We start from the raw sequence: 26,656 nt of genomic DNA, 5'->3' as shown, positions 1-26,656 counted from the left end.
GCACCGCGGCACGCCTATTACTCATTGATCCCTGGGCATCCGGGCCGAACTGAAGCCCGTGTGGACTGCTGCGCGGCCGAACGTCCGCCGCGCAGCAGTTGGCTTGGGAGCGCCGCCAGGCGCGCGGAGTTGCTCGAGACCCGGACCCCGACCATCAGCCGAAGATGACTTCTGGTTCTGCGTAGCGGCTCAGGGCACTGTCTTCAGCTCTCGGGTCGCGTCCTCGATCGGGACGCGGACGATGTCGGTGCCACGCAGCGCCACCCCAGTCCCGCTCCTGCGCCGCCTCGATCGCGTGCAGACCGAATCGGGTGGCCAGCACCCGGTCGAACGGCACCCCGACGACCGCGAGCCGCCGGTGAGCACGCCGATGTGAATGATGCGGTGTTTCGTAGCACGGGTCGGCGAAGGGAGACTCAGCGTTCGTCCGTGTCCGGTCGAGGCTCCCCGCGGACCACGATCACGGGACAGTTCGCGTGGTGAACGACCCGACGTGCGACCGAGCCAAGCACCATTCCGGCGAACCCACCGCGGCCGTGGGACCCGACAACGAGCAGTCCGGCGCCCTGACCTAGTTCGATGAGCGTCGCCGCGGGCTGGTCGTTGTGGATCGAGGTTTGGACCGTGACGTCCGGGTATCGCGCGCGCCAGGCCGCCAGCTGGTCCGTGACCAAGGTCGAGGCTTCGGCCCGCAGCTCCTCGTACGAATGGACGGCGCGGGAGCCCAGAATAACGAGCTCGGCCAGCGGGACGTCACTCCAGGCGTGCGCTGCCACCAGCGGCGCGCCCCGCCGGGCGGCCTCGTCGAAGGCCACTCGCAGCGTCGCCAGGTCGCGTTTCGATCCGTCGAGGCCCGCGACGACCGGGCGGTCGTCGCCCGTCTGCCGATCCTCGTGGATGACCGCCACCGGGCAGTGCGCGTGGTTGACCAGTGAGGTCGAGACCGATCCGAGCAACGCGGTCATGACGGGGTTCAGTCCTCGCCGACCGACGACGAGTAGGTGACTGTTCTCGGAGGCGGCCAGGAGCGCCGGTACCGCGGCTTCGGACGACACTTCGCCGGTGATCTCCAGGCTGGGATGACTCGTACGGCTACGCGCGACCGCTGCGTCCAGCATGCGACGGGCGCCGTCGTGAGCCGCGGTGATCGTGTCGTTGATCGCGTACCGGGTAGCCGAGTTCGCAGCGGCCGGCCACTCGGTTGCCGTGACCATCCGAACGGCGAGCTGACGGGCTTCGGCGTATCGCAGCGCCCACTGGAGCGCGATATCCGCGTGCGGCGATCCGTCCGTTCCGACGACCACGGTGTCCCGATGCTCCGAACTGGACATGGGGTGCCCTCCTCGTAGGTTGTTCCCGTCATGCTCCCAACGGTTGGGGCTGCGGCGACAGGGACGTTGATCCGGTCCTGCTCACCGCGGCAGCATGGGCCGAGGCCGGGGCACGTGCCTCAGGACCGGGGGAACAATCGCCTGACCGGCGGACGCGCTGGGCGAAGGAAGGTTCATCACTGTTCCCGAGGCGTTTCGGGGCCGGCGACGCACACCGGTCAGAGGCGAGTAAGGGCCGTTCGGGATGCGGGAGCTGTAGCTCAGGACCGGCCTGCGGCGGGACGTTCCGCAGGATGAGCGGCCGTCGGGTCCGCTGACCGTCGCGGACGGCCGCGGCCAAACACACCTTGGCCGCGACGCCGAGTCGGCTCACCGCGGAGAGGTCGATGTCCACGGGTTCACCGGGCCGGATCGGCCGCGCCATGTCGAGGGCCTCTCGCAGGAGGCGGCAGTGCTGGGCGTCCAGCGGGCCGCTCAACACGAGGACCGCCCGCGGCCGCGGATGCGTCGTAGCGGATCGTCAGCTCGTCCTGCGGCCAGCCTCGTCACCGTGGCGCGGAACGGGTAGGGCCCCTGGTACCCGGTAACGGTGTCTCAGCCCAGCATGAGCGTGGCGAGCAGCCATCGGGCGGCCTCGCCGCCCGACTCTTCGGCGACGTCGAGCGCGGCCGGCACGTCCAGGTCTGTGAGGAGCGCCGTGCCCACCTTCGCGCGAGCCGAGGCGGATCGGGACGGGCGGCCGGCCGCCGCGTAGAGCCGCTCGAGGCGGTGTCCGGCCGTGGCCAGCCCGGATTCGTGGTACTCCCAGTCGGCGTCGTACCGCCGGTCGAGCAGGAGAAGGCGGACCGCGGCGGCTGAGTGGTCGGCCAGGAGATCAGCCACCAGCGTGAGGTTGCCGGTGGACTTGGCCATCTTTTGCCCGTCCCGGTGGACGCTGCCGACGTGGAGCGACCCTCGAGCGAACGGTCCGGCGCCGGTCGCGGCCTCGGCCATGGCGGCCTGGTAGGCGTGGTGCGGGAAGACGAGGTCGGCACCTCCGACCACCACGTCGACCACGGGGCCGTGCACCGCCAGCGCCATCGCCGCGCACTCCGCGTGCCAGCCCGGCCTGCCTCGGCCCCACGGGCTCGGCCAGCCGGGCTCCTCCTCCCGCGACGGCCGCCAGACCGGCACGTCGAACGGGTCGTTCCGCAGTGGGTCGTCCGGATCGTCGCCCTGCTCCGCCACGAGGGTCCGAGCCGTCGCAGTGTCGATGCCACACCGGGCTGGCACGTCGGAGCCGCGGAAGAACACGTGTCCGGCCCGTTCGTAGGCCCGGCCGTTGGCCAGCAATGCGACCGCCATCCGCTGGACGTCGGGCACGTGGTGCCGCGCGCGCGGCGCGTGGGCGGGCGGAGTCACCCGCAGGGCCGTCATATCCCGGTCGAACAGGAACTCCTGGACGAGGGCGAACTCGTCGTAGTCGCGGCCGCGTGTCGCGGCGGCGACCGTGAGCACGTCGTCGACGTCGGTGACGTTCCGGGCCGCCACGGGCTTCGCGCCGGCGAGCGTCACCACCGCGGACAGCACATCGGCCCAGACGAAGGTGGCCGCGTGCCCGAGGTGCGTGACGTCATAAGGCGTGATGCCGCAGGTGTAGATCCGGGTCGGGCTCAGCAGCGGTAGGCCCTTCCCGCCGAGGACGAACTCACCGGTGCGCGACCGGAGTTCGGATCCGCCGCCGGGCTCGACGCCGACCGGAGGGACAGACTGGCTACTCATGACACCATCTTGGCCCGAGGGTGCCGCCAGGCGGCCAGGATCACCACCGATGCGGCGGCTACGGCTCCGGCGATGACGATCCGCAGCCACGCGGAGCCCCGTGGACCGGCTGGGAGCTGCTGAACGAGGACGAACGTGCCGACCGTCAGCACGAACCAGCCGAAGACCCGCCGAGGGAGGTCTTCCCGGATCCGGCCGGTCCGCCGGCTCCCGGCGAAGCTCCCTGCGTCGTGACGCTGCGCGGACACGTGGAGCGTCGTACTCAGGCGGAGTTGGCGGTCGCGCTGGCCCGGCAGGTGGACGGCGTTTCGGAGGTCGTGGACGCGTTACGCAGCCGCGTCGATGACCGCGCCTGATGCGGTTGTTCGGGGCCACGTCGTACGGCCTGGGGCCGGGAACGAGTCACGTCCGGAATGTCGCGACCGGGCACCGGCGGGTCGGACACTGACGTCCGGGTACTTGCAGGGCAGTCGATGATCCCGAGTTCGGAGGCTGTCCCGGTCCGAAGGCCAGACCGGGTTTCAGTGGGTCGGGGCCTTGCGCTTGCCGGTGGGCCGGCGGCGGCCGTCCGGCGCGGCGCGGTCCGCGGGCTCGGCGTCCATCGCTGTTGCGTCCACCTCCGACGTGTCCCGGCCATTCTCGGCAGCGTCGCTACACAGCCGGTCCAGCGTCAGCCTGAACTCCGTCAGGCCGATCCGGATCACCTGCCGACCGGCCGGACCCGCGAGCGACTCCAACCTCGTGACCGGGGTGTTGTCCGCGAGGCTGACTGACTGCACCCGGTGCACACCTCGCTCGGCGGCGGCGCGGACGAGGTACTCGGTCAGCGCGGTGGCGAGCCCGACCCGCCGCCAGCCCCGATCGACCGCCACGGCGAACTCGGCGACGCCCGGTTCCACCGGCTCGTACCGGCAGATACCCACCCCTCGACCCTCGTCGGCGTCGAGCGCGATCAGGGCGAATCGGGTTCGGTAGTCGACGGTGGTCAGGTGCTGGAGCAACTTCTCGGACAGATGGGGCGCGGCGCCGAGGAACCGGCGGTAGAGCGTGTCGGCGTCGGCCGTCCGGATGGCCTCGCCGAGCGCGATCGCATCCTTCGGCACGATCGGCCGGATTCGCACGGAACGCCCGTCGGCCAGGTCCGCATGACGCTCGTACTCCGCCGGGTAGCCGGGAGGTCGGGATTCCAGGGGTATCGCCGCCGGCCGCCGGTCACTCGGCCTCATCCTGGCCCTCCCGCCGTCGGCGTCCGCGCACCGCACTGTACTCACGACGACCGTCCGCCGGGCCGACTCGACTGGAGGCACTCGGGGCCTTCGGGAGGACGGCGCGGGGCGGCGGTTCTTTCCCGGGACGCGCCCGGCAAGGAGACTGGATCGGCGGCCCAGCGCGCGGACACGCGTCGGCTGGGTTCATAAGGACGGGCCGACGCGGCGGACGACGGCGACGAGCGGCGCTGCGGTTCGAGTCCGGCACGATACCCGGACGCCACTTCTGAACAGCAGACCGACCGGGAGGCGCCTGCCCTGAGGTGAGCGCCTCCCACTCGACGTGCGGGATCAGTCCGCAGCGGCGTCCAGCGCGGCGATCTCGCCGGAGACCGGTCACCGGGGAGCGGATCCACCCACCGTACGCGGGGCCGTTCACGCATCTCCTTCCGCTGTGCGACCGCGCGAGGCTTCGGCTCGGCAGTTCACGGCCTCGGCGAGCCGCTGTCCCCACGCCCGGGCACGGGCGATCTCTCCCGCGCGTAACGGCCCGGCGGTGTCCAGGACGAAGTAGTCCTCTGGTGGGGCCGCGAGCCGGTACCGCAGACGGCTCAGCCGCCGGGCGGCTGCTTTGGCCGCGGAGCCGGGAACGAACTTCTTCGGGATCCGAGTGGAGAACGTGGCCGCCGACCGGTCGGGACTGCCGGCCGGCGGTAGGGTCGCGAGCCATTCCCGGAGCCCGGTGGTGCTGTGCTCCGCGCCTTGTTCTTCGGCGGCGCGGCGGGTGTTCGGGCGGCTGAGGGAGAACGCGTGGGTCGGCGCGCCGACAACCAGCAGGGCCACGTCCTCCTCGGGAGCGGACGGGGCGTCCCCGACCGTCACCACGGTGACCGGCCCGGCCGCGGCCAACCCATCGGCGACGGCGTCAGCGACGGCGCGGGTGTTGCCGAACATCGACTCGACGACCACCAGGGACCTCATTACGACCTCCTCGATTTGATGGGCCGTCCTCAGAGGAACGGGCCGGACGGGTAACTGACCTGCTGGCGCATCGCGCGGTAGCTGGTGTCGTCGTCGACGTAGGCGAGGGCACTCACCACGTCGAGCACCCCGTCGATCCGGCGGGTGAACTCGACGGCGATTTCGGTGTCGCTCCTGCGCGGGAGCGTTCCGCCGAGCGTCACGACCCCGTCGGTGACCTCGGCGGTCACCCCGGCGGGGGAGAGCAGCACGCGGTCGAGGACGTCGGCCTGCACCTCGTCACGGATCGCTGCGTCGGTGCGGACGAACAGCCGGATCAGGTCGCCGCGGCTGACGATGCCGACGAGCTTGCCGATGTCGTTCACGACCGGCATCCGCTTGACACCGCGGCGCTCCATCAGCTGGGCCGCCTCGACGACTGTGGCGTCCGGCGTGATCGTGATCGCTGGAGCGGTCATCAGGTCCCGCGCGACCAGCCCCGCGGCCTTGGCGCGGTCCGTGCGGTGTCGCCGCAGGAGACGCGGCCAGTCGTCGCCCTCGTCCTGGTAGGTGATCTTGTGCAGCAGGTCGGTCTCGGACACGACGCCGACCACAGCGGCCTCGTCGTTGAGCACCGGCACCGCGCTGATCCCGGCGCAGTCCAGCTGCTCGGCGATCAGTTTGGCCGGCGACCCGAGGTAGACGCTCCGGACGTCGGTCGTCATGACGTCCTTCACGGTGCGGTGTGTCATCGCGCGCTCCCTTCGAGGTGCCACGGTTGTCGCGGTGGCCACGGCACAGCCGCGGTTCTCCGCTCACTTCCATGCTTCGCTCCGGGCGGCGTTGGGAGCAGAGGAGGAAGTCCCGAGCGGACCGGACGGAGGTCAGGCGCTGATCGCCAGGCCGAGAAACGGATGTGTCCGACGAGGCGGACGTGGGTTCTGCCCGGCGAAGGTCCTGCCTCCGCCGGCCGTTCGCCCCTACTGGAGGTCCTCGATGCGAGATGCGATGGAGATGGGATGGTCGAACGAACCGTCCCGCGCCGAAGGAAGGAGGGCCGTCGAGGTGACGACAGTGGCGAAGCGTCCGCACCCGCCGACGCTGGTCGACTTGTTCGACTGGGTCGAGGAAGGCATTCCACCGCTGGGTGTCTGGCCAGCATTGGGCCACGCACGTGGTGGCATCCGGCTTGAGGAGCGTCGTGAGAAGGACCGTTACGTCCTCCGGGCCGAACTGCCCGGAGTGAACCCGGACGAGGACGTCCAAATCACGGTCGCGAACGGTGCGCTGACGATCAAGGCCGAGCGCCGTGAGGAGAAGTCGGAAGGTACCCGGTCGGAGTTCCGGTACGGGGCGTTCGCACGGCGAATCGACCTGCCAGAGGGCACGAAGGAGGACACGGTCACCGCGACCTATACCAACGGGATCCTGGAGATAACCGCGCAGGTCAGCGAAGCCCCGCCGGCCTTCCGTGCCGTGGCGATCGCGCAGCCGAAGAAGAAGTAGGGCCGGTTCCGTTCGTTCCCTGCACGAAAGAGATGCGGAATCGACGACGACGGAGCACGGGTACGGCCCGGGCCGCACCGGTGCTCCGTCGTTGTCGCTCGTCACAGACCCGCGTACACGGTGTCATCGGTGAGGTAAGTGAGCTCGTTCTTCACTCCGACCACTCCGTCGACACGCTTCGCGAGACCGACGGCAACGGTCGTTTGAGTGAGGCGGTCGAGTTGACCGCGCAAGGTCACGACGCCGTCGGTCACCTCGACGGCCAGGTCCGCCGCGTCCAGGTGGAGCGCCCGGCCGAGGACGTCGTGGAGGATCTCGTGGTGGATCTGCTGGTCCGGACGGAGCAGCACCCCGACGATGTCCTTGCGGGTCACGATGCCGAGCAACTCGCCGACGCCGTCGACGACCGGCAGGCATTTGACGCCGTACCGCTCCATCCGTTGTGCCGCCTCCACGACCGTCGTGTCGGGCAGTGCCGTGACCGCAGGAACAGTCATCAGCTCACGCGCGACCGACGCCCGCGACTTGGCCTTCGCCCCGGAACGACGGCTGAACAACCTGGTCCAACCGTCGGTGTCGGCGTCGGTGAGGTCCGCGTACGTGATCTTGTGCAGCAGGTCCGCTTCGGAGACGACACCGACGACGTTGCGCTGCTCGTCGAGGACGGGCAGGGCGTGAATGTGCCGCGCGTCCAGGACCTGAGCGATCTTCTTCGCTGGGGTGTCCGGACCAACGGTGGCGACTGGCGTCGTCATGACGTCCCGGAGGGTTCGGTGGTGTGACACGGTTCGCTCCGTTCCCGCGCCGCGGGCGCTCTCGGGTGTGCGCCGTCGCCGCGGTCGGCGTCCGGCGCCTGCACTTCGAGCCTGGCGCGGCCGGTTCGCCCGCGGCAGAGCCTGAAGTCCCGGTGTCGGGCACGGAGTTTCGGCTCGTTCCGGGGCGAAGGTCCCGGTCGATCGGGGACGGGGACTCTGCCCGGGAGCCGCTGTGCCGCATAGGAACGAGGTGAGGCCCGCATGTGCGATACGAGGAGGACCAATGACTACCACCGCGGCTCCCGAGCGGCTCGACGCCTGGCGCGGCTTCTCCGGGCATCGGTGGCGTCACGGCATCGACGTCCATCAATTCATCCTCGACAACGTCACCCCCTACGAGGGGGACGGCGATTTCCTGGCCGGCCCCACCGAGCGCACCGCTCGACTGCTGAGCCGCGTCTCCGACCTGATGGCCGTGGAGAGGCAGCGCGGGGTCCTCGACGTGGATGCTGCTACGCCGTCGACGATCACGAGTCACCGGCCGGGATACCTCGACGAAGCCGACGAGCTCATCGTCGGCTTGCAGACCGACGCGCCGCTCAAGCGGGCGATCATGCCGAACGGAGGCCTGCGGCTGGTCGAGAACGGCCTCGCAGCCTACGGCTACACGCCGGATCCGCGTGTTCGAGAGATCTTCACCAAGTATCGTAAAACGCACAACGACGGCGTCTTCGACGCCTACACCCCGCGGATCCGTGCCGCGCGGAAGGCCGGAATCGTCACCGGGCTGCCGGACGCCTACGGTCGCGGACGCATCATCGGCGACTACCGCCGGGTGGCGCTCTACGGTGTCGACGCGCTGATCGCCGCGAAAGAGGTGGAGCGGGCGCGCCTCGACGCGATGTTGTCGAGCGCGGACGTGGTGCGCGACCGCGAGGAACTCGCCGAGCAGGTCCGTGCGCTGCACGAGCTGATCGCGATGGCTGCGACCTACGGCCACGACGTCACCCGCCCGGCGGAGACCGGCCGAGAGGCGATCCAATGGCTCTACCTGGCCTACCTGGCCGCGACCAAGGAGCAGAACGGTGCCGCGATGTCGCTGGGCCGGACGTCGACGTTCCTCGACGTCTACCTGCAGCGTGACCTCGCCGAAGGCCGACTGACCGAGCCGGAGGCCCAGGAACTGGTCGACGACCTCGTGATCAAGCTGCGGATGATCCGCTTCCTGCGGACCCCGGAGTACGATGCGCTGTTCTCGGGCGACCCCACCTGGGTCACCGAGGCGATCGGCGGCATCGCCCGCGACGGGCGCCCGCTGGTCACCCGGACGTCGTTCCGGTTCCTGCAGACGCTCTACAACCTGGGGCCGGCGCCCGAACCGAACCTCACCGTGCTCTGGTCGCCGGATCTGCCCGAGGGGTTCAAGCGGTTCTGCGCCCAGACCTCGATCGACACCAGCGCGATCCAGTACGAGAGCGACGAACTGCTGCGGACACGCTACGGCGACGACACCGCGATCGCGTGCTGCGTCTCGGCGACCCAGGTCGGTAAGAGCATGCAGTTCTTCGGCGCGCGGGTGAACGTCGCGAAGGCACTGCTCTACGCGCTCAACGGCGGGCGGGACGAGGTGTCGGGCGAGCAGATCGGCCCGGCCACAGCACCGACGGTCGACGACGTCCTGGACTACGACGACGTGGCGGCCCGGTTCGACCGGATGCTCGACTGGCTGGCCGAGACGTACGTCGACGCGCTCAACGTCATCCACTACATGCACGACAAGTACGCCTACGAGCGGCTCGAGATGGCGCTGCACGACTACCCGGTCAAGCGCACGATGGCGTGCGGCATCGCCGGGCTGTCGGTGGCGGTCGACTCGCTGTCGGCGATCCGGTACGGGACCGTCCGTCCGATCCGCGACGAGTCCGGTCTGATCGTCGACTACGTGACCGAGGGTGATTACCCGACCTACGGCAACGACGACGACCGCGCGGACACGATCGCCACCGAGCTCGTGCACACGTTCATGCAGAAGCTGCGCCGGCAGCCGACCTACCGGAACGCCCTGCACACGCAATCGGTGCTGACGATCACCTCGAACGTCGTCTACGGCAAGCACACCGGTAACACCCCGGACGGCAGGCGGGCGGGCGAGCCGTTCGCGCCGGGCGCCAACCCGATGAACGGCCGCGACGGCCACGGCCTGATGGCGGCCGCGCTCAGCGTCGCCAAGATCGCGTACGACGACGCGCGCGACGGGATCTCGCTGACCGCCTCCACCGTGCCGGCTGGTCTCGGACGGACAGCGGAGGAGCGGGTGGCGAACCTCGTCGGCGTCCTGGACGGCTACGTCGACGCCGGCGGCTTCCACCTCAACGTCAACGTGCTCAACCGGGAGACGCTGCTCGACGCGATGGACCACCCGGAGAAGTACCCGAACCTCACGATCCGGGTCTCCGGCTACGCGGTGAACTTCGTCCGGCTCACCCGGGAACAGCAGCGCGACGTGGTCAACCGAACCTTCCACCAGGCGGTCTGACATGATCAGCGGCTCGGTCCACTCGTGGGACCTCTCGATCGGCGTCGACGGCCCGGGTACCCGGCTGGTGCTGTTCACCGCGGGTTGTCCGCTGCGCTGCCAGTACTGCGAGAACCCGGACACCTGGTATCGGCGTAACGGTGTCCTCACCTCGGTGGAGGACGTGATGGAGAAGGTGCGCCGCTACCGGCGGCTGTTCGACGTCACCGGCGGCGGCGTCACGATCTCCGGCGGGGAACCCCTGCTCCAGGCGCAATTCACCGCGGAGGTGCTCGCAGCCTGCGCGGCCGAGGGCATCCATACCGCGCTGGACACGTCCGGCTTTCTCGGTTGTCATGCCACCGATGAGATGCTCGCCGACGTCGGGCTGGTGTTGCTGGACATCAAGTCCTGGAACCCGGCGACCTACCGCCGGGTCACCGGGCGCGAGCTCGTGCCGACGCTCGCCTTCGCGGAGCGGCTGGCCCGGCTGGCCCGGCCCACCTGGATCCGGTTCGTGCTCGTGCCCGGACTGACCGACGCGCAGGACGACGTCGAGGGCCTGGCGGGCTTCGTCGCGACGCTCCCCAACGTCGAGCGCGTCGACGTGGTGGCGTACCACCGCTTCGGGGTGCCGAAGTACGAGGCGCTCGGCCTGCCCTACCGGCTCGAAGGAACGCCGGAGCCGACCGAGGAGCAGCTGGCCACCGCCCGCCGCGCCTTCGCCGACCGGGGCCTGGTTGTGACCTGACCGTGAAAGGAGGTGACAGCCGTGACCGTCATCTGGTTGATCGTGTGGCTCATCCTCGGTACGCCGGCGGTGCTCGCCTGGGGCACGTGGAACAGCTGGGGGATTGCGCTGTTCGTGTGCCTGGCCATCGACGTCCTCGGGGTTCTGCGATCGGGCGGGCGTCGTCCGCGCCCGTCCTGCTGATCCCACGGGTGCGGCCCTCCCGATCGGGCGGGCCGTACCCGTGAGGGCGCGTCGACAGCGGGCGGGGGTCGAAGGTCCCGAAGGGTCGGGGACGGCGGCCCTCACGCCCACCAGCCGTGAGCTCTAGAAAGGTAAGTGGGGCGGCAAATGCCGGCTCCCGACCCCGTTCGAGGAGGAACGATGTCCGTCCGCATCGGTATCAACGGCTTCGGTCGAGTCGGTCGCAGCTTCTACCGCATCGCCCGCTCCCGGGGCCTGAACGTCGTCGCGGTCAACGACCTCACCGCTACGGCGACCCTCGCGCATCTGCTCACCTACGACTCCACGTTCGGCCGGCTCGACACCGAAGCGGTGACGACGGATGACGGCAGTGCGATCACGGTCGGCGACGACCGGTTCGCGGTCACCGCCGAACGGGACCCGGCCGCGCTCGACTGGGGAGCGCACGGTGTCGACCTCGTCATCGAGTCCACCGGGCGGTTCCGTACCCGGGAGGATGCAGCGGTCCACCTCAAGTCCGGACCCCGCAAGGTGCTGATCAGCGCCCCCGGAAAGAACGTCGACGCGACCCTGGTGCTCGGCGTCAACGAGGAGACCTACGATCCCGCCCGCCACGACGTCATCTCGAACGCGTCCTGCACGACGAACTGCGTCGCCCCGATGGCGAAGGTGCTGAACGACGCGTTCGGCGTCGAGCGAGGCCTGATGACCACGATCCACGCCTACACCGGCGACCAGTCGCTGCTGGACGCCCCGCACAAGGATCTTCGACGGGCCCGGTCGGCGGCGACGAGCATGATTCCGACCAGCACCGGTGCGGCGAAGGCGGTCGGCCTGGTCATCCCGGAGCTTGCCGGGAAGCTCGGCGGCGTCGCCGTCCGGGTTCCGGTCGAAGACGGTTCGCTCACCGACCTCACCGTCGAGCTGCGTCGCAACGCCACGGCCGACGAGGTCAACCAGGCCTTCGCGGAGGCCGCGGCCGGTCGGCTCAACGGCTACCTGCGCTACAGCACCGCGCCGATCGTCTCCCGCGACATCATCGGGGACCCGGCGTCGTGCATCTTCGACGCGCCGCTGACGCTGGCCGACGGCAACCTCGTGAAGGTCTTCGGCTGGTACGACAACGAGTGGGGTTACTCCGCCCGGCTCGTCGATCTCGCAGAGTACGTCGCCGCCCGGTTCTGATCTCGACCCCAACCGGGGAGGACCGCCATGCGCTGGCCTGCACCACCGCCGCGGGGCGACCCGGCTGCGCCCGACTCCAAGCCCTGGTGGAAGTCCTGGGGCCCGTTGCTGGCGGTCCTCGCCCTGGCCGGTCTGCTGCTCTGGATGTCGGCGAGGGCTGACCAGACCACGACCGTGGCCTACAGCGAGTTCGCCGGGCAGGTGCGCTCTGGGAAGGTCGCCGCGGTGACGATCAGCGAGGACGGTGGCGTCACCGGGCGGTACACGAATGGGGACCTGTTCCGGACCCAGCTGCCCACTGCGCTGGGCGTCGCCGACCTCGACGCCCAGCTGCTCGCGAAGAACGTCGAGGTGGATGCGGTCACGTCGAGCGGTTGGGGACCGCTGCCGCTGCTCCTGCTGCCGGCCGTGATCATCGGGGTGATCGTCTGGCTCAGGCGGCGTTCCGCCGCGGGTGGTCCGACGGGGCGGGCGGCAGAGTTCGGCCGCGCGAAGGCCACTGTGATCCTGTCCCGGCGTCCGACCACGCGTTTTGCGGACGTCGCCGGCTATCAGGGCGTCAAACAGGAGATCACCGAGGTCGTCGACTATCTCCGCGCGCCCGCGCGGTTCGCGGCGCTCGGCGCGACCGGCCCGCGCGGTGTGCTGATGGTCGGGCCGCCGGGCACCGGTAAGACCCTCCTGGCGCGTGCGGTGGCCGGCGAGGCGCAGGTGCCGTTCCTGTCGATCACCGGCTCCGAGTTCGTCGAGATGTACGTCGGTGTCGGCGCGTCCCGCGTCCGGGACCTGTTCGCCGAGGCGAAGAAGAACGCACCGTCGATCGTCTTCATCGACGAGATCGACGCGATGGGTAGCCGCCGCGGCGGCCGCTCGTCGCTGTTCGGCAACGACGAGCGCGAACAGACGCTCAACCAGTTGCTGGCCGCGATGGACGGGTTCGAGAAGACGACCGACGTCGTAGTGCTCGCCGCTACCAACCAGCCCGAGGCGCTCGACGCGGCGCTGCTCCGCCCGGGGCGGTTCGACCGCCAGGTGCTGGTTCCGCTGCCGAACCAGCGGGATCGCGAGGCCATTCTTCGGGTGCACGCCCGCGGCAAGAAGATCGCGCCCGATGTCGCGCTCGACCGGGTCGCCCGGGCGACGCCCGGCTTCTCCGGAGCCGACCTGGCCAACCTTTTGAACGAGGCCGCGATCGCGGCAGTCCGGGCCGGGCGCACCACGGTGACGACCGTCGATCTGGACGACGCACGGGACCGGGTACTGCTGGGTCGCCGCGACGGTTCGACCGCCCTGCTTCCGGAGGAGCAACGCTGGGTGGCCGTGCACGAATCCGGGCACGCGCTGGTCGCCGCGCTCTGCCGGCGCACCGATCCGGTCACCAAGGTGACGATCCTGCCTGCCGGTGCCTCGCTGGGCGTCACTCAGCAACTCCCGGAGGTCGAGCGTCACCTCTACCGGGAGGGCTACCTGCTCGACCAGCTCGCCGTCCGATCGGGCGGACGGGCCGCGGAGCTGCTGGTGTTCGACGAGGCCTCCAGCGGGGCGGCCGACGACCTGGCCGTTGCCACCGCACTGGCCAGGCGGATGGTGAGCGAGCTCGGCCTGTCGCCGGTGCTCGGTCCGATCAGTTGTGCACCCGGTGCCCGACCGGAGTCCGCGGCCGACGAGCCCTGGACCCGTCCGTACGCCGAAGCCACTCAGCAGAAGATCGACGACGAGGTGACAAGGCTGCTGCGCGAGGCCGAGGCCCGCGCGACGGCGCTGCTGCGGGCCCACCGTCCGGCGCTCGACCACCTCGTCGCCGACCTGATCGAACACGAGACCGTGGACGGCCAGGCGGTAGCGACCGCGCTGGCTGCCGTAGCGGAGGGGGAGTCGAGATGAGTTACGACCCTACGTGGGACTCGGCGACGTTCTGGCCCGACGAGGATCCGATCGAGGCGTCGACACCGCGGCATTCGGCCGACGCGCCGGTTACTACCGTCATGCGGCCCTGCGTCGTCGTAGCGGCCGACGAGCCGATCACGGTGGCCTGGAGCCGGATCCGTGATCGCGGCGAGGTCGCGCTCGTCGTCGACGCCGCGGCGCACGCCGTCGGCCTGCTCGGCCTGCGCGATGTGTCGGCGGTCTGGCCGGTACGCCCGCCGGTGCACGGCGAGCCCACCGCGGGCGACGCGGTCGAGGGTGTCCGGATCAGCAGAATCGCCGCGACGACGTCGGTCCGGGCCGCGATCCGGCAGCTGCTCGCCGACCGGCAGGGAGCCGCCCCCGTCGTCTCCGCGGACGGCCGTGCGCTCGGTCTGGTGACGGCGCTCGATCTGCTCGCCGCGCTCGCCCCGGGCGGCGTGCAGCGCCGCCCGGCTCACGCGTGATCACAGGTCACTTTACGGCTGCATTACGAGGCGGTGGGCGCGGAGGATCCGGGCCCACCACGGCCGGTGCGCGGACGCGCGACCACGCAGTCGAGGCAGCGCACCGCGTGCGCCGCGAACGCTCACCCAGCCGCCGGGTCCCATCGTCACTGGCCCCACGGCGGGTCGCCGGTGCAGTGCGCTCCCGAGGACGGCTGCGGCGCCGGCGACGGCCACCACGCCGAGGGTCAGCCGTTCGACGTCCACTGCGGGCACGTAGCGGATCTCGCCGTTCGTCCGGATGTAGGCGCCGATCGTCCGCGAGCCGCACCGGGTCGGTCGCTCTACCGGGAGCAGTGCGACGTCGGCGTCCGCGCCGGGCGCTGACTTGTTCTCGACGAGTCGCATGACGGCCTCCTCAGTTCAGCTCCAGCCTGTCGCCCGAACCCGGGAACGGACCAGGGGCGGAGGCCCCGCAAGTCGGGACCTTCGCCCATTACCGCTGGTCATCCGACGTCCTAGCCTCGGAAGTGAAGACGAGAGAATTGAGGGGAGCGACGCCATGACGTACGCAGCGGGAGCTCCGGTGACGGTGGGTGTGGACGGTTCGGCGGCCAGCCTGCATGCGGTCGCGTGGGCGGCGGCGCAGGCGAGTCGGCGCGGGCGTGCACTGAATCTGGTGTACGTGAACACGTGGCCGGCGTACGCGTACGCGATGTGGCCGGCGTGGGGTCCGCCGGAGGGCCAGGACGGTCGGTCGGCCGGTCGCGACGTGCTGGCGGACGCGGCCCGGCACGCGGCGGAGATCGCACCGTCCGCGGCGGTGACGACCGAGATCGTGGACGGTGGGCCGGCGACTGTTCTGCTGGAGCGGGCGAGTGAGTCCGCGTTGCTGGTCGTCGGTCGGCGGGGTCTGGGTGGTTTCCCGGCGCTGTTGCTGGGCTCGGTCGCGACCCAGGTCGCGACGTACGCGGAGTGCCCGGTCGCGGTGGTGCCGGAGCGTGGGACGCCGCCGGCCGCCGATGGGCCAGGGGTCGTGCTCGGGGTCGATGGCAGCGAGACGTGCCAGGCCGCGATCGAGTACGCGTTCACCGAGGCGTCGATGCGGTCGGTGCCGTTGACCGCGGTGCGGTCGTGGTACTGGCCGACCGACGATCCGGCGATCGTCGAGGCGTACGCGCCACTACCCGCGCATCACGTCCTGGAGCAGCAACGCGTGCTCAGCGAAGCGCTGGCCGGCTGGTCCGAGAAGTTCCCGGACGTGCAGGTGCGGCCCGTGATCGCGCACCACCGTCCCGCCCGAGCCTTGCTGGACGCTGCGGACGGAGCCGAGCTGTTGGTCGTGGGCGCGAGGGGAAGCGGAGGCTTCCGTGACCTCCTCCTCGGCTCGGTCGGTGAGACCGTGATCCGGCACGCCGCTTGCCCGGTCGTCCTGGTGCGTGCAACCACCGCGGCCCACTGACCCCCACCGACTGCGCGGGGGGTCGATCCCGCGGACCGCACGCTGTCGGGTGGGCCCGCCCTGCCCAGTCAGCCCGCCCGGCGGCCCATCGCCCCCTCCGCCGGTTGCCGGATCGCCGAACGCCGTCTGAGCGGCGTCGGCCGTGGGTAGCGCTCGGACAGCGGGGCGGGCACAGCCAGATCGTCCGACATGGAATGAGGTGACCATGACTGACACCGGCCGGATCGTGGTGGGAATCGATGGGTCGGACGCCTCGAAGAGCGCCCTGCGCTGGGCGGTCCGACAGGCGCAACTCACCGGGAGCAGCGTCGACGCGGTCATCGCCTGGCACCCGGTTCTGGTCTTCGGGTACATGCCGCCGCCCGGCGACTTCGACGTGGAAGGCGCGGCACGGTCAGTGCTGCATAACACGCTCGGTGAGGTACTGGGCGACGATCGGCCGGTGACGATCCGCGAGCACGTCGTCGAAGGCGCGGCCTCGCGGGTGCTTCTCGCCGCCGCGGACGACGCGCAACTGCTCGTGGTCGGCAACCGGGGACATACCGGGTTCGCCGAGGCGTTGCTCGGTTCGGTCGGCCAGTACTGTGTGCACCACGCGAGCTGCCCGGTCGTCATCGTCCGGGACGAACCGAAGAGCTGACCCGAAGCGCGGACGCGCATGAGCCGGTGACACCGACGTGTCACCGGCTCCTCGGTGTCAGCGCCCGGCGCCCGCCGGGGCGGGGGCCGGACGGATCCACGTTCCGGCCTCGCCGTGCAGGATCGCCGCGGCGTCGTCCACGGCACCGATCGCCGACGGGTTCCCGGTCGCGGCCGTGAAGATTCCGCAGGCGTCGAGTTTCGGCCCCATCGACCCGGCCGGCAGCCCGAGCCCGGCGAGCTCGTCCACCCCGAGGGCCCCGATCGGACTCTGCCGGGGGGTGCCGAAGTCGCGCATCACTGCGGTGACGTCGGTGAGGATGATCAGTCGGTCCGCGTGCAGCTCGATCGCGAGCAGCGCGGCGGTGAGGTCCTTGTCCACGACCGCCTCGACGCCGGTGAGCCGGCCGTCGGCGGCCTCGACGACGGGGATGCCCCCGCCGCCTCCGCAGACGACCAGCGAACCGGTGTCCAGCAACGCCGCGACGGTGTCCCGCTCGACGATCCGCCGTGGCCGAGGCGACGGAACCACGCGGCGCCAGCCCGCACCGTCCGGGGCGATCCGCCAGTCTCGTTCGGCGGCCAGCCGCTCGGCCTCGGCTCGGTCGTAGAGCTGGCCGACGAACTTGGTCGGCGTGGCGAACGCCGGATCCCCGGCGTCCACCACCGTCTGGGTCAGCACCGCGATCGCAGATCGGCGCAGACCCGCGTTGCGCAGCTCCTGGACCAGCCAGTACCCGATCATGCCCTGGGTCTGGGCGTCGAGGACGTCCAGCGGGTAGGGCCGGGACAGCGCCGGGTCCGCCGCGCTCTCCAGGGCGAGCAACCCGACCTGCGGGCCGTTGCCGTGGCAGACCACGAGCTCGTGCTCGGCGGCGAGCGGAACGAGTGCGGCGGCGGCCCGTCGGACGTGTCGGCGCTGGACTGCGGCGTCCGGCTTCTCACCGCGCTCCAGCAGAGCGTTGCCGCCCAGCGCCACGACGATACGCATCTCAACGCTCCAGCGCGGTGACGAGGACTGCCTTGATCGTGTGCATGCGGTTCTCCGCCTGGTCGAGGACGATCGTGCGGTCGGAGGCGAACACGTCGTCGGCGATCTCGGCGCCGACCAGGCCGTACCGGTCTCGCAACCGGCGACCGACCGACGTCTCGGCGTCGTGCAGCGCCGGGAGGCAGTGCAGCACCTTCGTCGTCGGCGTGCCGGTGGCGGCCAGCAGGTCGGTGGTGATCCGGTAGGGGAGGAGCTGCGGGACCCGGGCGTCCCAGACCTCGTCCGGCTCACCCATGCTCACCCAGACGTCGGTGTAGAGGAAGTCCGCGCCGCGGACCGCGGCGTCGACGTCGTCGGTCACCAGGATCCGGGCGCCGGAGCCGGCGGCGGCCGCCCGCGCGGCAGCGACCACGTCCGCGGGTGGCTGGAGCGTGGCCGGGGCTGCGATCCGGACGTCCATCCCGAGCAGGGCACCGGTCACCAGCAGCGATCGGGCGACGTTGTTGCGGCCGTCGCCGAGGTAGCAGCAGCTGATCTCCTCGATCCGCCCTGGGCGGTGCTCGAGCATCGTGAGAACGTCGGCGAGCATCTGCGTCGGGTGCCACTGATCGGTCAGGCCGTTCCAGACCGGCACGCCGGCGAACTCGGCGAGATCCTCGACGACCGACTGGTCGAAGCCGCGGTACTCGATGCCGTCGTAGAGTCGGCCGAGGACCCGGGCGGTGTCCCGGACGGACTCCTTGTGTCCGAGGTGGGAGCCGTCGGTGCCGATGTAGGTGACGTGGGCGCCCTGGTCGTAGGCGGCGACCTCGAACGCGCACCGAGTCCGGGTGGATGCCTTCTCGAAGATCAGCGCGATGTTGCGCCCGGTCAGGCGGCGACCCTCGGTGCCGAGTCGTTTCTCTCGCTTGAGCTCCGCGGCGAGCCGGACCAGGTCGAGGAACTCCTCCTTGGTCAGGTCGAGCTCTTTGATCAGGCAGCCGGGCGCGCGGACGGCGATGGTCATCTCAGATTCCCTCTCGCTCGATGGGGCAGGACATGCAGCGGGCGCCGCCGCGTCCGCGGCCGAGCTCGCCGCTGGGGATCGGCAGGACCTTGATCCCGTTCTCGGCGAGCATCGTGTTGGTGACGGTGTTGCGCTCGTAGCCGACGACGACGCCGGGTTCGAGCGCGAGGACGTTGTCGGCGTCGTCCCACTGCTCCCGGGCGGCTGCGCGGCCGTCCGCGTCGACGCAGAGGACTCGGGGACGGTCGATGCCGAGCGCGTCGGCGATGGTGCCGAACAGGTCGTCGCGCTGCTCGACCGCGAGCCCGCCGTTGTTCTGCTCGACGATCTCGTCGGCGGACGCCGGGGTGATCGACCAGTGCCGCAACGTCTCCGGTGCCAGACCGGGGTAGCGGAGGAACGTGTCGGTGTCGACCATCGTCAGCACGGTGTCGAGGTGCATCAGCGCGTGCGACTTCGGCAGCTCCACGGCGATCACCCGGGAGGCCTGCCCGGCGCGGAACAGCGACCGGGCCAGGATCTCGACTCCCTGCGGTGTGGTCCGCTCGCCCATTCCGATCAGGACCGCGCCGCGGCCGAGGACGTGGATGTCACCGCCCTCCAGGGTGGCCGGCTGGTGATCGACGTCGTCGTCACCGTAGTAGATCGGGAACGTCGCCTCGCGGAACAGCGGATGGTACCGGTAGACAGCGCGGCTGTGGATGGACTCCCGCCGACGCGCAGCCATCGCCATCGGGTTGATCGTCACGCCGCCGTAGATCCAGGCGGAGTTGTCCCGCTGGAACAACGTGTTGGGTAAGGGCGGGATCACGAAGTCGTCCAGCCCGAGTGTCTGCCAGCGCAGCCCACCGGCGTGCAGCGGCGAGAGGTCGGCCCGGGTGATGCCGCCGATGAGCAACTCGGCGAGCGTCGCCGGTGCCATGTCTTCGGCGAGCGCGCGGACCGACGCGGCCAGCGCCGTCCCGAGGCGCTGCACGGTGCAGACCCGCTCCAGGACGAACGCCTTGGCTTCGGCCGAGTGCAGCGTCTCGGCGAGCAGCTCGCCGAACAGATGGACGGTGACGCCGTGGTCACGCAGTACCTGGACGAATGCGTCGTGCTCGGTGCGGGCCTTGGCCGGCCACAGCACGTCGTCGAAGAGCAGATCGTCGCAGTTGTCCGGGGTCAGCCGGTCGAGCTCCAGCGCAGGGCGGTGCAGGATCGCCTGGCGCAGCCGGCCGACCTCGGAGTGGACGCCCAAGCGGGTGCGGGTCATCGTGTCGCTCCGGAGGTGTCGTCGGTGAGCGCGGCCGGGGTGTCCGGGACGTTCGCCGGGGGATCGTCGATCAGCTCGACGGCGGGTGGCTCGAGCGGTGCGCCCGCGTCGCGGGGTTGCGGGATGGTGCCGAGGCGCTCGCGGCGGGCCTTGAGGAACGCGTAGATCGGGATGCCGATCAGCAGCGCGATCATCGTCTGGTAGACGGCTGCGTAACCGGCCGCAGCGGCGACCCAGAGCGAGAACAGCGCGCTCGCGACGACGATCGTCAGGTCCCGGGCCAGAGCCCAGCCGGCGACCTTGCGGCGACGCGAGACCAGGTAGGCCAGTTGCGCGCAGGCGGCGAAGAAGTACGGGATCGCGACCGTGACCACCGACAGGCTGACCAGGTAGGTGAACACGGTCAGGCCGGTGTTGCCGCTGTAGGCGAAGCCCATCAGCGCCGAGGCGAGCACGGTCGAGACGACGATGCCGAACCAGGGCGCGCCGTCGTGGTTGGTCTTGGCGAACTGGGGTGGGAACAGGTCGTCCTTCGCGGCGGCCCAGGGCATCTCGGCGGTGACCAGCGTCCAGCCGTTGAGCGCGCCGAGCCCCGAGATCACCGCGGTGGCGGCGACCACCTTGCCGACCCAGGCGGCGTCGCCGAACATCGTCTGGAACGCGTCGACGAACGGAGCACCGTTGTCGACCAGCGCACTGTGCGAGACCAGGCCCATGACGGCGGCGGTGACGAGCAGGTACAGCAGCGCGCTGGCGGCGGTGCCGAGCACCGAGGCGCGGCCCACGTTGCGCTCCGGGTTCTTGACCCGGCCGGCGGCGATCGCGGCGCACTCCACGCCGATGAACGAGAACAGCGCGACACCGGCGGCGATACTGATGCCGTCGTAGAGGCTGCCGCCGGAGGCGTTGAACGGTCCGAAGTTGGCGGCTTCGACGAAGAACCAGCCGACGACTCCGACCAGGATGAGCGGCACGAACTTCAAGACAACCGTGACGTTCTGCACCCAGGCCGTCTGCTTGACGCCGATCAGGTTGACCACGGCCGGGATCCACAGACCGACGAGCGCGATGCCGAGGTTGGTCCAGGCGCTCGGGTTCTCGATGCCGAACAACGATTCCACGTAAAGCACCCAGGAGGAGACGATCGCGGCGTTCCCGGCCCAGGCAGTGATCCAGTAGCACCAGGCGGTCAGGTAGCCGGCGAAGTCGCCGAACTCGTGGCGGGCGTACGCGTAGACCCCGCCGTCGCTGTTCGGCACCCGCTTGGTCAGCTGGCCGAAGAGCACGCCGAGTAATAAGGCTCCGGCGGAGATCACGGCCAGCACGAGTAAGGAACTGGTCCCGGCGCCGGCCATCACCGCCGGCATCGTGAAGACGCCCGTGCCGACGATGCTGCCGACGACCAGTGCGGTCGCCGACATCGGCCCGAGCGCCCGGGCGCGCGGTGCGGCCGCCCGTGGACCGGATGAACGTTGGCCTCGAACCGATGTGGTTGTCATTGCGATCTCCTTTGATCACGGATCGACACCCTCAGGCTCCATCCGTCGCAGGTGTCTCCGCAGGTCACTTGAGTCCTGTCCGTCCGGGCCGAAGGTCCCTGTCCTTCGGATCTACGGGGCCGCCCGGCATCGTGCTGAGCTGGAGGAGAGGCGGGTGATCGACGATGCGCGACAGCCGATTCGCGCGGCTCCGGGCGGCGGACGTGATCAACCTCGCGGCAGAGGTGCCCGGTGTGCCGATGCACATGACCGCGGTGGCGACGCTGGACGGTGACACGCTGGTCGACGCCGACGGGCACCTCCGGATGGGCGCGATCCGGCGGACGATCGAGCACGGCCTCGCGGCGGCGCCGCGGCTGCGGCAGGTGCTGCACAGTCCCGGCGTCCTCGCGGGACCGCCGCTCTGGATCGACCGCGACGGGTTCGACATCCGGTTACACGTCCGCGAGGCGGCGCTGCCGGCGCCCGGAGACGAGCAGGCGCTGCTGGATCTCGCGGCGCGGCTGATGGTCGAACCGTTCGATCGCTCGCGGCCGCTCTGGCGGATGTGGTTCGTGACCGGGCTGCCCGACGGGCGGGTCGGGCTGGTCGTCGTGCTGCACCACGTCGTCGCCGACGGCCTCGCCGGGATCGGACTGGTACTCGCACTGCTCGACCGTCCCCTGTGCCCGGATACCGATCAGCCCCGATCGCCGGACGCGGAGCATCCGCGGATCGGGGCGCACCCGTCGTGGTGGGCCCTCGCGCGCGACCACGCTGGGACGACGCTCGGAGGCGGGCGGCGGGTCGTCACCGCACTCCGTCCGGGCACTCTGGCCGGGGTCCGCGGTGTCGTACGCACGCTGACCACCCGGTCGACCGGTCCGCGTCCGGCCTCGCTGAACCGCCCGGTCGGGCCGCGTCGGCACGTCGGCGTCGTCCGCCTCGACCTCGCGGACGCCAAGCGCGTCGCGCATGCACACGGCGGAACCGTCAACGACCTGATCCTCGGGCTCGCCGCCGGCGGTCTGCGGGCGCTGCTGGGGGAGCGGGGGGAACCCGTCGACCGGCTCGTCGTCCGCGCGTCGGTCGCGGTGTCGCTGCGTTCCGCCGGGGCACCGACCGACGCGGGTAACCAGACCGGCGCGTTCCTCGTCGATCTCCCGGTCGGCGCACACGCTGCGGCGGAGCGGCTCCGGCAGGTGAGCGTACGGACCTCCGCGGCCAAGGCCGCACAGCCGTCGGAGGGGGCCACCACGTTCTTCGCGGCGCTCTCCCGCGTCGGGGTGGCGCGGTGGTTCAGCGTCCGCCAGCACGTGGTGAACCTCGTGGAGAGCGATCTGATCGGCCCATCGGCTCCGATGGGTCTGCTCGGCGCGCCGGTCCGGGAGCTGGTGCCGATCGGATCGCTGGCCGGCAACGTGCCGGTGTCGGTGCTCGCGCTCTCCTACGCGGGTCGTTTGGTCGTCGCGGTGCAGACCGACACCGACGCGGTCCCGGACGCGGACGTCCTCCTCGACGCGGTGCGCCGCGACTGGGACGCCCTGCGGCGGAGCGGGGCGCCCGGAGCAGCGTGACTGATCCGCCTGAATTCGCGGGTCTTTCTCCTCTATTGCGGAAACCCTTCGGCCGCGAACCTGGAGAAGAGACTCCCATCGAGCCCGAGGAGGACTCATGCGTACCTCGTCACGGCGCGGGCGCATCGCGGCGCTACTCGCCACCGTGCTGATGGTATTGCCACTGGTCGCCCTGTCCTCACCCGTCATCGCGGCGACGCCGGACGGCGTCAGCGGGCCGGTGATCTACCAGGACGGGTCCTGGCACATCCGGACGACACCCACCAGCGGACGCGCGAACCTGACGTTCAGCTTCGGCCGCGCCGGGAGCGACTGGGACGTCCCGATCGTTGGCGACTGGGACGGCGACGGAGACGAAACCGTCGGCATCGCACGGGCGGTCGCGAGCCCTCCTGAGGGCAGGTTCACCTGGTTCCTGCGCAACACCAACAGCAGCGGCCCCGCACACGTCACGTTCGACTTCGGCGTCCCGGGAGCGACGGACTTCCTGCGCGGTGTCCCGATCGCCGGGAACCTCGATCCCGCCGACGACGCCTACGAGGTCGGCTACGTCCTCATGGTGGGCGACCATCTCGTCTGGACGATCCGACAGGACATGACGCCGTCCTCACCAGAGGTCAGCTTCGTCTACGGCCTGTCCCGGACCGACGTGGTGGTGGTCGGAGACTGGGACGGCGATGGTGTGGACACCGCGGGCGTCGTCCGTGGCAACCAATGGCTGCTGACCAACGCCCGGGCGCAGGGCGGCACGGCCCAGCTCTCGTTCAGCTACGGCACGGTGAATCGATCGATCCCCGAATACAAGATCGTCGGGGACTGGAACGGTGACGGCGTCGACACGCCTGGCGTGCTCCGCAACAACCCTCCCACTGATCTGGTCGGAGGCTTCGAGACCTGGCTGGTCAAGAACGAGAACACCACCGGGAGCGCCGACGCCGCGTTCACCTACGGCAGCGACGCGTTCACGTTCAACGGCCAGCCCCAGTCGAGCCCGCTGTTCCTTCCCCGTCTGACCATCGAAGTTACGTGAGTTCGGGTGTTGCCCAGCGGGCCGGGACAACCACTGGTCCCTCAGGACGGGACTTCGGCCTCTGCTCCGCGTCCCTCACCGACGGAACGATCGAGGCGAGGGCTTCCCGCGTCGATCGACGCGGCGCGAGCCACCCGCCTGGAGACGCCGCGGAGCGCGGCGGGAACGGAGCAGACGATGAGGCACCGTACGGTTCGCGACGTGATGACCACCGACGTCGTCACCGTCCGGGTCGGCACGCCGGCCAAGGACGTCGCGGAGCAGCTGGACCGCCACCGGATCAGCGGCGTCCCCGTCCTTGACGAGGCCGGACACGTGGCCGGCGTGGTGACCGCCACCGACCTGCTGCACAAGATCACCTATCAGGAGGACGGCGACGAGTGGCCGCGGTTCCTCCGCCGCCACCGGGTCGACCGGGAGAAGGCCCACGGCACCACGGCCAACGACCTGATGACGTCGCCGGCCACGACGATCGGACCGGACGCCTCGATCGTCGAGGCGGCGACCGTGCTCGAAAGTGGCGGCGTCAAGCGGCTACCGGTCGTGGACGTCGTCGGCGCGCTGGTCGGGATCGTCAGCCGGGCAGATCTGGTTAAGGTCTTCACCCGCCCGGATCACCAGATCCGCGACGAGATCGTGACCGACGTGGTGGAGCGCGCGCTCCTCCTGCCGCCGGCGGCGATCACCGTCGACGTCACCGAGGGAGTGGTGACGCTGCGCGGGCACCTGGAGCGCCGGAGCGAAGCCGTGCTCGCCGCCGCGCTGGCCCGACGCGTGGACGGTGTTGTCCGAGTGGTGGACGAGCTCGGTTACCTCAACGACGACACTCGCTACGTCTACGCGTGACGTCGCGCGGCGTCGGGACCGAACGGCCGCGGCCGGCTCACCGCGAGGTGAACCGGCCGCGGGCGTGCGCGGACGGCCGGTCAGCGGCGGTTGCTCCACTGCGGTTCGACGACGGACCACTCGGCGTTCCAGGAGTCGATCCGTACCCGGTCCAGGTGCTCACGGATGCTGAGCAGCACGGCCCCCGCGACCGAGCCGAGGACAAGTGCTGCCACCGCGCCGTCGACGACACCGCCGACCACGAAGTCCGTCCGGCTGTGTTGCGGCGCGAGCGGCCAGCCGGACGAATCCATCCAGACCTCGACGGTCTGACCGGCCTTCGCTGCGGTGAGCGGGTAAACCCGACCGGTGCGGTGGCGTCCGTCCGGGAGCGTCCACATTGCTCGGACGCCCGGTCCGAGTGGGGTCCGGGCGTCGGTCGCCGTGGGGGTGTCGGCTTGCAGCACCACCGGCACCAGCGTCCGGCCGCGGCGTGCCTCCTCGGCCCAGGCGACGTCGTCCTGATAGCCTCCGACGCCGAACAGCACGCCCGAGCCGAGCGCCAGCAGAACGACAACCGGCGTCGCGAGCAGCAGAGCGCCTTCGAGACGGTCGGCCCGCCGACAGAGCGGGTTCCGCGTGAGACCGAGCCGCCGGGCGAGTCGACGACACCGCGAGGTGGTGGGGCGACGCCTCATGACCGAACCTCCCTCGGGCCGGGGCGATTCCGCGACGAACCGAAAGCGCCTCTCGTGCTCAGCGTCCCGCCGCGCTCCGCCGCAGGGCAGGGCCATCGGTACCCGATCGGCAGGTCGGCCGTCCCGAGTCGGACGACGACCGGACCGAAGCGGGACTTCGGCCTCTGCCGCCGGTCGGCGCCGGACGGGACGATCACGGGGGAACGACTGAGGAGGTCCGCCGTGATCGGTGACGGTGCGCAGCAGAAGCCGGACGAGAGCGGGCGCCGTGTCGTCGTGGGAGTCGACGGTTCACCGGGCGCCACCCGCGCGCTCGACTGGGCCGCGCGGGAGGCGCGAGCACGCGGCGTTCTGTTGCACGTGGTCGTCGCGGAATCCGCGCCGCCCGGCATGCCTTCGCCCGGACATCCGGTACTCGACCAGGCGCTGGCTCGGTGCGCGCAGCGCGAGTTCCCACAGCTAGTGACCGGCGCGGTCCGGCAGGACTCCCCGGCCACCGCGCTGCTCCGCGAGGCCGCCGACGCCGAACTGCTCGTCGTCGGACGGAGCGGCCGTGGTGGTCAGGCCGGCACTCATCTGGGATCGGTCCCGGCGTCGGTCCTCCGCTACGCGCCGTGCGACGTGGCGGTGGTGGCCGGTAGCCCGACCGGTGGGCCGCCGCACTGGACCGGCGACGTCCTGGCCGGGATCGACGGTTCGGTTCACGACCGCGCGGTCCTCGACGCGGCGTTTGCCGCCGCGAGGGCGCGCAGTGGTCGCCTGATGGTGGTGCACGCGCCCGGCGCCAGGGCTGGGCGGTGGGATCCGCCGAGTGATGCCCGGGCCCTCCTCGACGCGGCGATCGCCGGGGGCGTGCCGCGCTACCCGGACGTGGAGGTCGCCGGGCGGGTGGTCGAGGACGGGCCGATCCATGCGCTGGACGCCCTGTCCGCCGGCGCCGCGTTGCTGGTGATCGGTGCGGTGGGACGGGACAGCCTGCCCGGGCAGCTGCTCGGGTCGGTGCCGCGCGCGTTGGCGGGGCGGATCGCGTGCCCGGTGCTGGTGGTCCGCGACCGCGTCCGGGCGCCGAACGACGGACAGGGCCTTGGTCCCGGGCCCGAGGGTCTTTCCGGCCTGGGGCGCGGCGCCCGGTAAGACGACGCTGGACGGTGGGGAAGGGTCGCACCTCCTCGCCATCCTCCCCGCACTG

27 protein-coding genes and 2 pseudogenes are annotated in these 26,656 nt (G+C 70.9%); 14 read left to right on the top strand and 15 right to left on the bottom strand.

Going from position 1 to position 26,656, the window contains the following annotated elements; all coding sequences use genetic code 11:
* Positions 1-154: 154 nt before the first annotated feature.
* The 5 genes and pseudogenes from ABEB28_RS33200 to ABEB28_RS33185 form a co-directional block, all read right to left on the bottom strand.
* A pseudogene (locus ABEB28_RS33200) lies at positions 155-331 on the bottom strand (6-phosphofructokinase); the annotation flags it as partial.
* An 85-nt stretch (positions 332-416) separates the two neighbouring features.
* Entirely contained in the window at positions 417-1,331 is a 915-nt protein-coding gene (locus ABEB28_RS33195) for a universal stress protein (RefSeq protein ID WP_345732210.1), read from the bottom strand.
* Between the two features lie 28 nt (positions 1,332-1,359).
* Positions 1,360-1,827, bottom strand: a pseudogene (locus ABEB28_RS43245) (STAS domain-containing protein); the annotation flags it as partial.
* A gap of 98 nt (positions 1,828-1,925) precedes the next feature.
* Positions 1,926-3,092 carry a class I tRNA ligase family protein gene (locus tag ABEB28_RS33190; protein WP_345732209.1) on the bottom strand — a complete coding sequence of 389 codons (1,167 nt, stop codon included), beginning with the start codon at positions 3,090-3,092 and terminating at the stop codon, positions 1,926-1,928.
* Complete coding sequence (locus tag ABEB28_RS33185; RefSeq protein ID WP_345732208.1) at positions 3,089-3,340, bottom strand: hypothetical protein; 252 nt, start codon at positions 3,338-3,340, stop codon at positions 3,089-3,091. The genes ABEB28_RS33190 and ABEB28_RS33185 overlap by 4 nt, the downstream gene beginning before the upstream one ends.
* Here ABEB28_RS33185 and ABEB28_RS43240 point away from each other — a divergent pair, their 5' ends adjacent.
* Positions 3,341-3,448 carry a hypothetical protein gene (locus ABEB28_RS43240; protein WP_376980449.1) on the top strand — a complete coding sequence of 36 codons (108 nt, stop codon included), beginning with the start codon at positions 3,341-3,343 and terminating at the stop codon, positions 3,446-3,448. It abuts the gene before it with no gap.
* Between the two features lie 165 nt (positions 3,449-3,613).
* On the opposite strand, the gene ABEB28_RS33180 is transcribed toward ABEB28_RS43240, so the two are convergent.
* The 3 genes from ABEB28_RS33180 to ABEB28_RS33170 form a co-directional block, all read right to left on the bottom strand.
* Positions 3,614-4,318 carry a GNAT family N-acetyltransferase gene (locus tag ABEB28_RS33180; protein ID WP_345732207.1) on the bottom strand — a complete coding sequence of 235 codons (705 nt, stop codon included), beginning with the start codon at positions 4,316-4,318 and terminating at the stop codon, positions 3,614-3,616.
* Between the two features lie 417 nt (positions 4,319-4,735).
* A complete protein-coding gene (locus tag ABEB28_RS33175) occupies positions 4,736-5,281 on the bottom strand; it encodes a flavodoxin family protein (RefSeq protein WP_345732206.1) in 546 nt (181 codons plus the stop codon).
* 29 nt (positions 5,282-5,310) lie between these two features.
* Positions 5,311-6,012 carry a CBS domain-containing protein gene (locus ABEB28_RS33170; RefSeq protein WP_345732205.1) on the bottom strand — a complete coding sequence of 234 codons (702 nt, stop codon included), beginning with the start codon at positions 6,010-6,012 and terminating at the stop codon, positions 5,311-5,313.
* Between the two features lie 313 nt (positions 6,013-6,325).
* On the opposite strand from ABEB28_RS33170, the gene ABEB28_RS33165 reads away from it, so the two are divergent.
* Positions 6,326-6,766, top strand: coding sequence for an Hsp20/alpha crystallin family protein (locus ABEB28_RS33165; RefSeq protein ID WP_345732204.1), 441 nt, complete (start codon positions 6,326-6,328; stop codon positions 6,764-6,766).
* 101 nt (positions 6,767-6,867) lie between these two features.
* On the opposite strand, the gene ABEB28_RS33160 is transcribed toward ABEB28_RS33165, so the two are convergent.
* A complete protein-coding gene (locus tag ABEB28_RS33160) occupies positions 6,868-7,521 on the bottom strand; it encodes a CBS domain-containing protein (RefSeq protein ID WP_345732203.1) in 654 nt (217 codons plus the stop codon).
* A gap of 283 nt (positions 7,522-7,804) precedes the next feature.
* On the opposite strand from ABEB28_RS33160, the gene pflB reads away from it, so the two are divergent.
* From pflB to ABEB28_RS33130, 6 genes are all read left to right on the top strand, one after another.
* The gene (gene pflB / locus ABEB28_RS33155) at positions 7,805-10,057 is read left to right on the top strand and encodes a formate C-acetyltransferase (protein WP_345732202.1); all 2,253 of its coding nucleotides are present in this window, start codon (positions 7,805-7,807) and stop codon (positions 10,055-10,057) included.
* A gap of 1 nt (position 10,058) precedes the next feature.
* Positions 10,059-10,787 carry a pyruvate formate-lyase-activating protein gene (pflA, locus tag ABEB28_RS33150; protein ID WP_345732201.1) on the top strand — a complete coding sequence of 243 codons (729 nt, stop codon included), beginning with the start codon at positions 10,059-10,061 and terminating at the stop codon, positions 10,785-10,787.
* A gap of 21 nt (positions 10,788-10,808) precedes the next feature.
* Positions 10,809-10,970 (top strand): hypothetical protein, encoded by a 162-nt coding sequence (locus ABEB28_RS33145; RefSeq protein ID WP_345732200.1) that lies wholly within the window; start codon positions 10,809-10,811, stop codon positions 10,968-10,970.
* A gap of 180 nt (positions 10,971-11,150) precedes the next feature.
* Positions 11,151-12,155 carry a type I glyceraldehyde-3-phosphate dehydrogenase gene (gene gap, locus ABEB28_RS33140; protein ID WP_345732199.1) on the top strand — a complete coding sequence of 335 codons (1,005 nt, stop codon included), beginning with the start codon at positions 11,151-11,153 and terminating at the stop codon, positions 12,153-12,155.
* A 27-nt stretch (positions 12,156-12,182) separates the two neighbouring features.
* A complete protein-coding gene (gene ftsH / locus ABEB28_RS33135) occupies positions 12,183-14,039 on the top strand; it encodes an ATP-dependent zinc metalloprotease FtsH (RefSeq protein WP_345732198.1) in 1,857 nt (618 codons plus the stop codon).
* On the top strand, positions 14,036-14,527 hold the full coding sequence (locus tag ABEB28_RS33130; RefSeq protein WP_345732197.1) for a CBS domain-containing protein: 492 nt from the start codon (positions 14,036-14,038) through the stop codon (positions 14,525-14,527). Before ftsH ends, ABEB28_RS33130 begins: the two co-directional genes overlap by 4 nt.
* Before the next feature lie 12 nt (positions 14,528-14,539).
* On the opposite strand, the gene ABEB28_RS33125 is transcribed toward ABEB28_RS33130, so the two are convergent.
* Positions 14,540-14,914: a hypothetical protein gene (locus ABEB28_RS33125; protein ID WP_345732196.1), complete on the bottom strand. Its 375-nt coding sequence runs from the start codon at positions 14,912-14,914 to the stop codon at positions 14,540-14,542.
* Positions 14,915-15,068: 154 nt separating this feature from the next.
* Here ABEB28_RS33125 and ABEB28_RS33120 point away from each other — a divergent pair, with 154 nt between their 5' ends.
* Both ABEB28_RS33120 and ABEB28_RS33115 read left to right on the top strand, forming a co-directional pair.
* Positions 15,069-15,968 carry a universal stress protein gene (locus ABEB28_RS33120; RefSeq protein ID WP_345732195.1) on the top strand — a complete coding sequence of 300 codons (900 nt, stop codon included), beginning with the start codon at positions 15,069-15,071 and terminating at the stop codon, positions 15,966-15,968.
* Between the two features lie 205 nt (positions 15,969-16,173).
* Positions 16,174-16,608 carry a universal stress protein gene (locus ABEB28_RS33115; protein WP_345732194.1) on the top strand — a complete coding sequence of 145 codons (435 nt, stop codon included), beginning with the start codon at positions 16,174-16,176 and terminating at the stop codon, positions 16,606-16,608.
* Between the two features lie 57 nt (positions 16,609-16,665).
* Here the strand turns inward: ABEB28_RS33115 and ABEB28_RS33110 are convergent, their stop codons facing one another.
* The 4 genes from ABEB28_RS33110 to ABEB28_RS33095 are packed head-to-tail and all read right to left on the bottom strand — an operon-like array spanning position 16,666 to position 21,358.
* Entirely contained in the window at positions 16,666-17,598 is a 933-nt protein-coding gene (locus ABEB28_RS33110; RefSeq protein ID WP_345732193.1) for a carbamate kinase, read from the bottom strand.
* Position 17,599: 1 nt separating this feature from the next.
* The gene (gene argF / locus ABEB28_RS33105) at positions 17,600-18,604 is read right to left on the bottom strand and encodes an ornithine carbamoyltransferase (RefSeq protein ID WP_345732192.1); all 1,005 of its coding nucleotides are present in this window, start codon (positions 18,602-18,604) and stop codon (positions 17,600-17,602) included.
* A gap of 1 nt (position 18,605) precedes the next feature.
* On the bottom strand, positions 18,606-19,859 hold the full coding sequence (locus tag ABEB28_RS33100; protein ID WP_345732191.1) for an arginine deiminase: 1,254 nt from the start codon (positions 19,857-19,859) through the stop codon (positions 18,606-18,608).
* Positions 19,856-21,358, bottom strand: coding sequence for an APC family permease (locus ABEB28_RS33095; RefSeq protein WP_345732190.1), 1,503 nt, complete (start codon positions 21,356-21,358; stop codon positions 19,856-19,858). Before ABEB28_RS33095 ends, ABEB28_RS33100 begins: the two co-directional genes overlap by 4 nt.
* 164 nt (positions 21,359-21,522) lie before the next feature.
* On the opposite strand from ABEB28_RS33095, the gene ABEB28_RS33090 reads away from it, so the two are divergent.
* From ABEB28_RS33090 to ABEB28_RS33080, 3 genes are all read left to right on the top strand, one after another.
* Positions 21,523-22,914, top strand: a complete 1,392-nt coding sequence (locus ABEB28_RS33090; RefSeq protein WP_345732189.1) for a wax ester/triacylglycerol synthase domain-containing protein — start codon at positions 21,523-21,525, stop codon at positions 22,912-22,914.
* Positions 22,915-23,011: 97 nt separating this feature from the next.
* Entirely contained in the window at positions 23,012-23,944 is a 933-nt protein-coding gene (locus ABEB28_RS33085) for a hypothetical protein (RefSeq protein WP_345732188.1), read from the top strand.
* Positions 23,945-24,121: 177 nt separating this feature from the next.
* Positions 24,122-24,790: a CBS domain-containing protein gene (locus ABEB28_RS33080; RefSeq protein ID WP_345732187.1), complete on the top strand. Its 669-nt coding sequence runs from the start codon at positions 24,122-24,124 to the stop codon at positions 24,788-24,790.
* An 80-nt stretch (positions 24,791-24,870) separates the two neighbouring features.
* Here the strand turns inward: ABEB28_RS33080 and ABEB28_RS33075 are convergent, their stop codons facing one another.
* Complete coding sequence (locus ABEB28_RS33075; protein WP_345732186.1) at positions 24,871-25,467, bottom strand: Rv1733c family protein; 597 nt, start codon at positions 25,465-25,467, stop codon at positions 24,871-24,873.
* A gap of 222 nt (positions 25,468-25,689) precedes the next feature.
* Here ABEB28_RS33075 and ABEB28_RS33070 point away from each other — a divergent pair, with 222 nt between their 5' ends.
* On the top strand, positions 25,690-26,601 hold the full coding sequence (locus ABEB28_RS33070; protein WP_345732185.1) for a universal stress protein: 912 nt from the start codon (positions 25,690-25,692) through the stop codon (positions 26,599-26,601).
* The last annotated feature ends 55 nt before the right edge of the window (positions 26,602-26,656 follow it).

The sequence above is a fragment of the Cryptosporangium minutisporangium genome (assembly GCF_039536245.1).
Lineage (GTDB): Bacteria > Actinomycetota > Actinomycetes > Mycobacteriales > Cryptosporangiaceae > Cryptosporangium > Cryptosporangium minutisporangium.
This window is presented reverse-complemented; position numbering and strand designations above follow the sequence as displayed.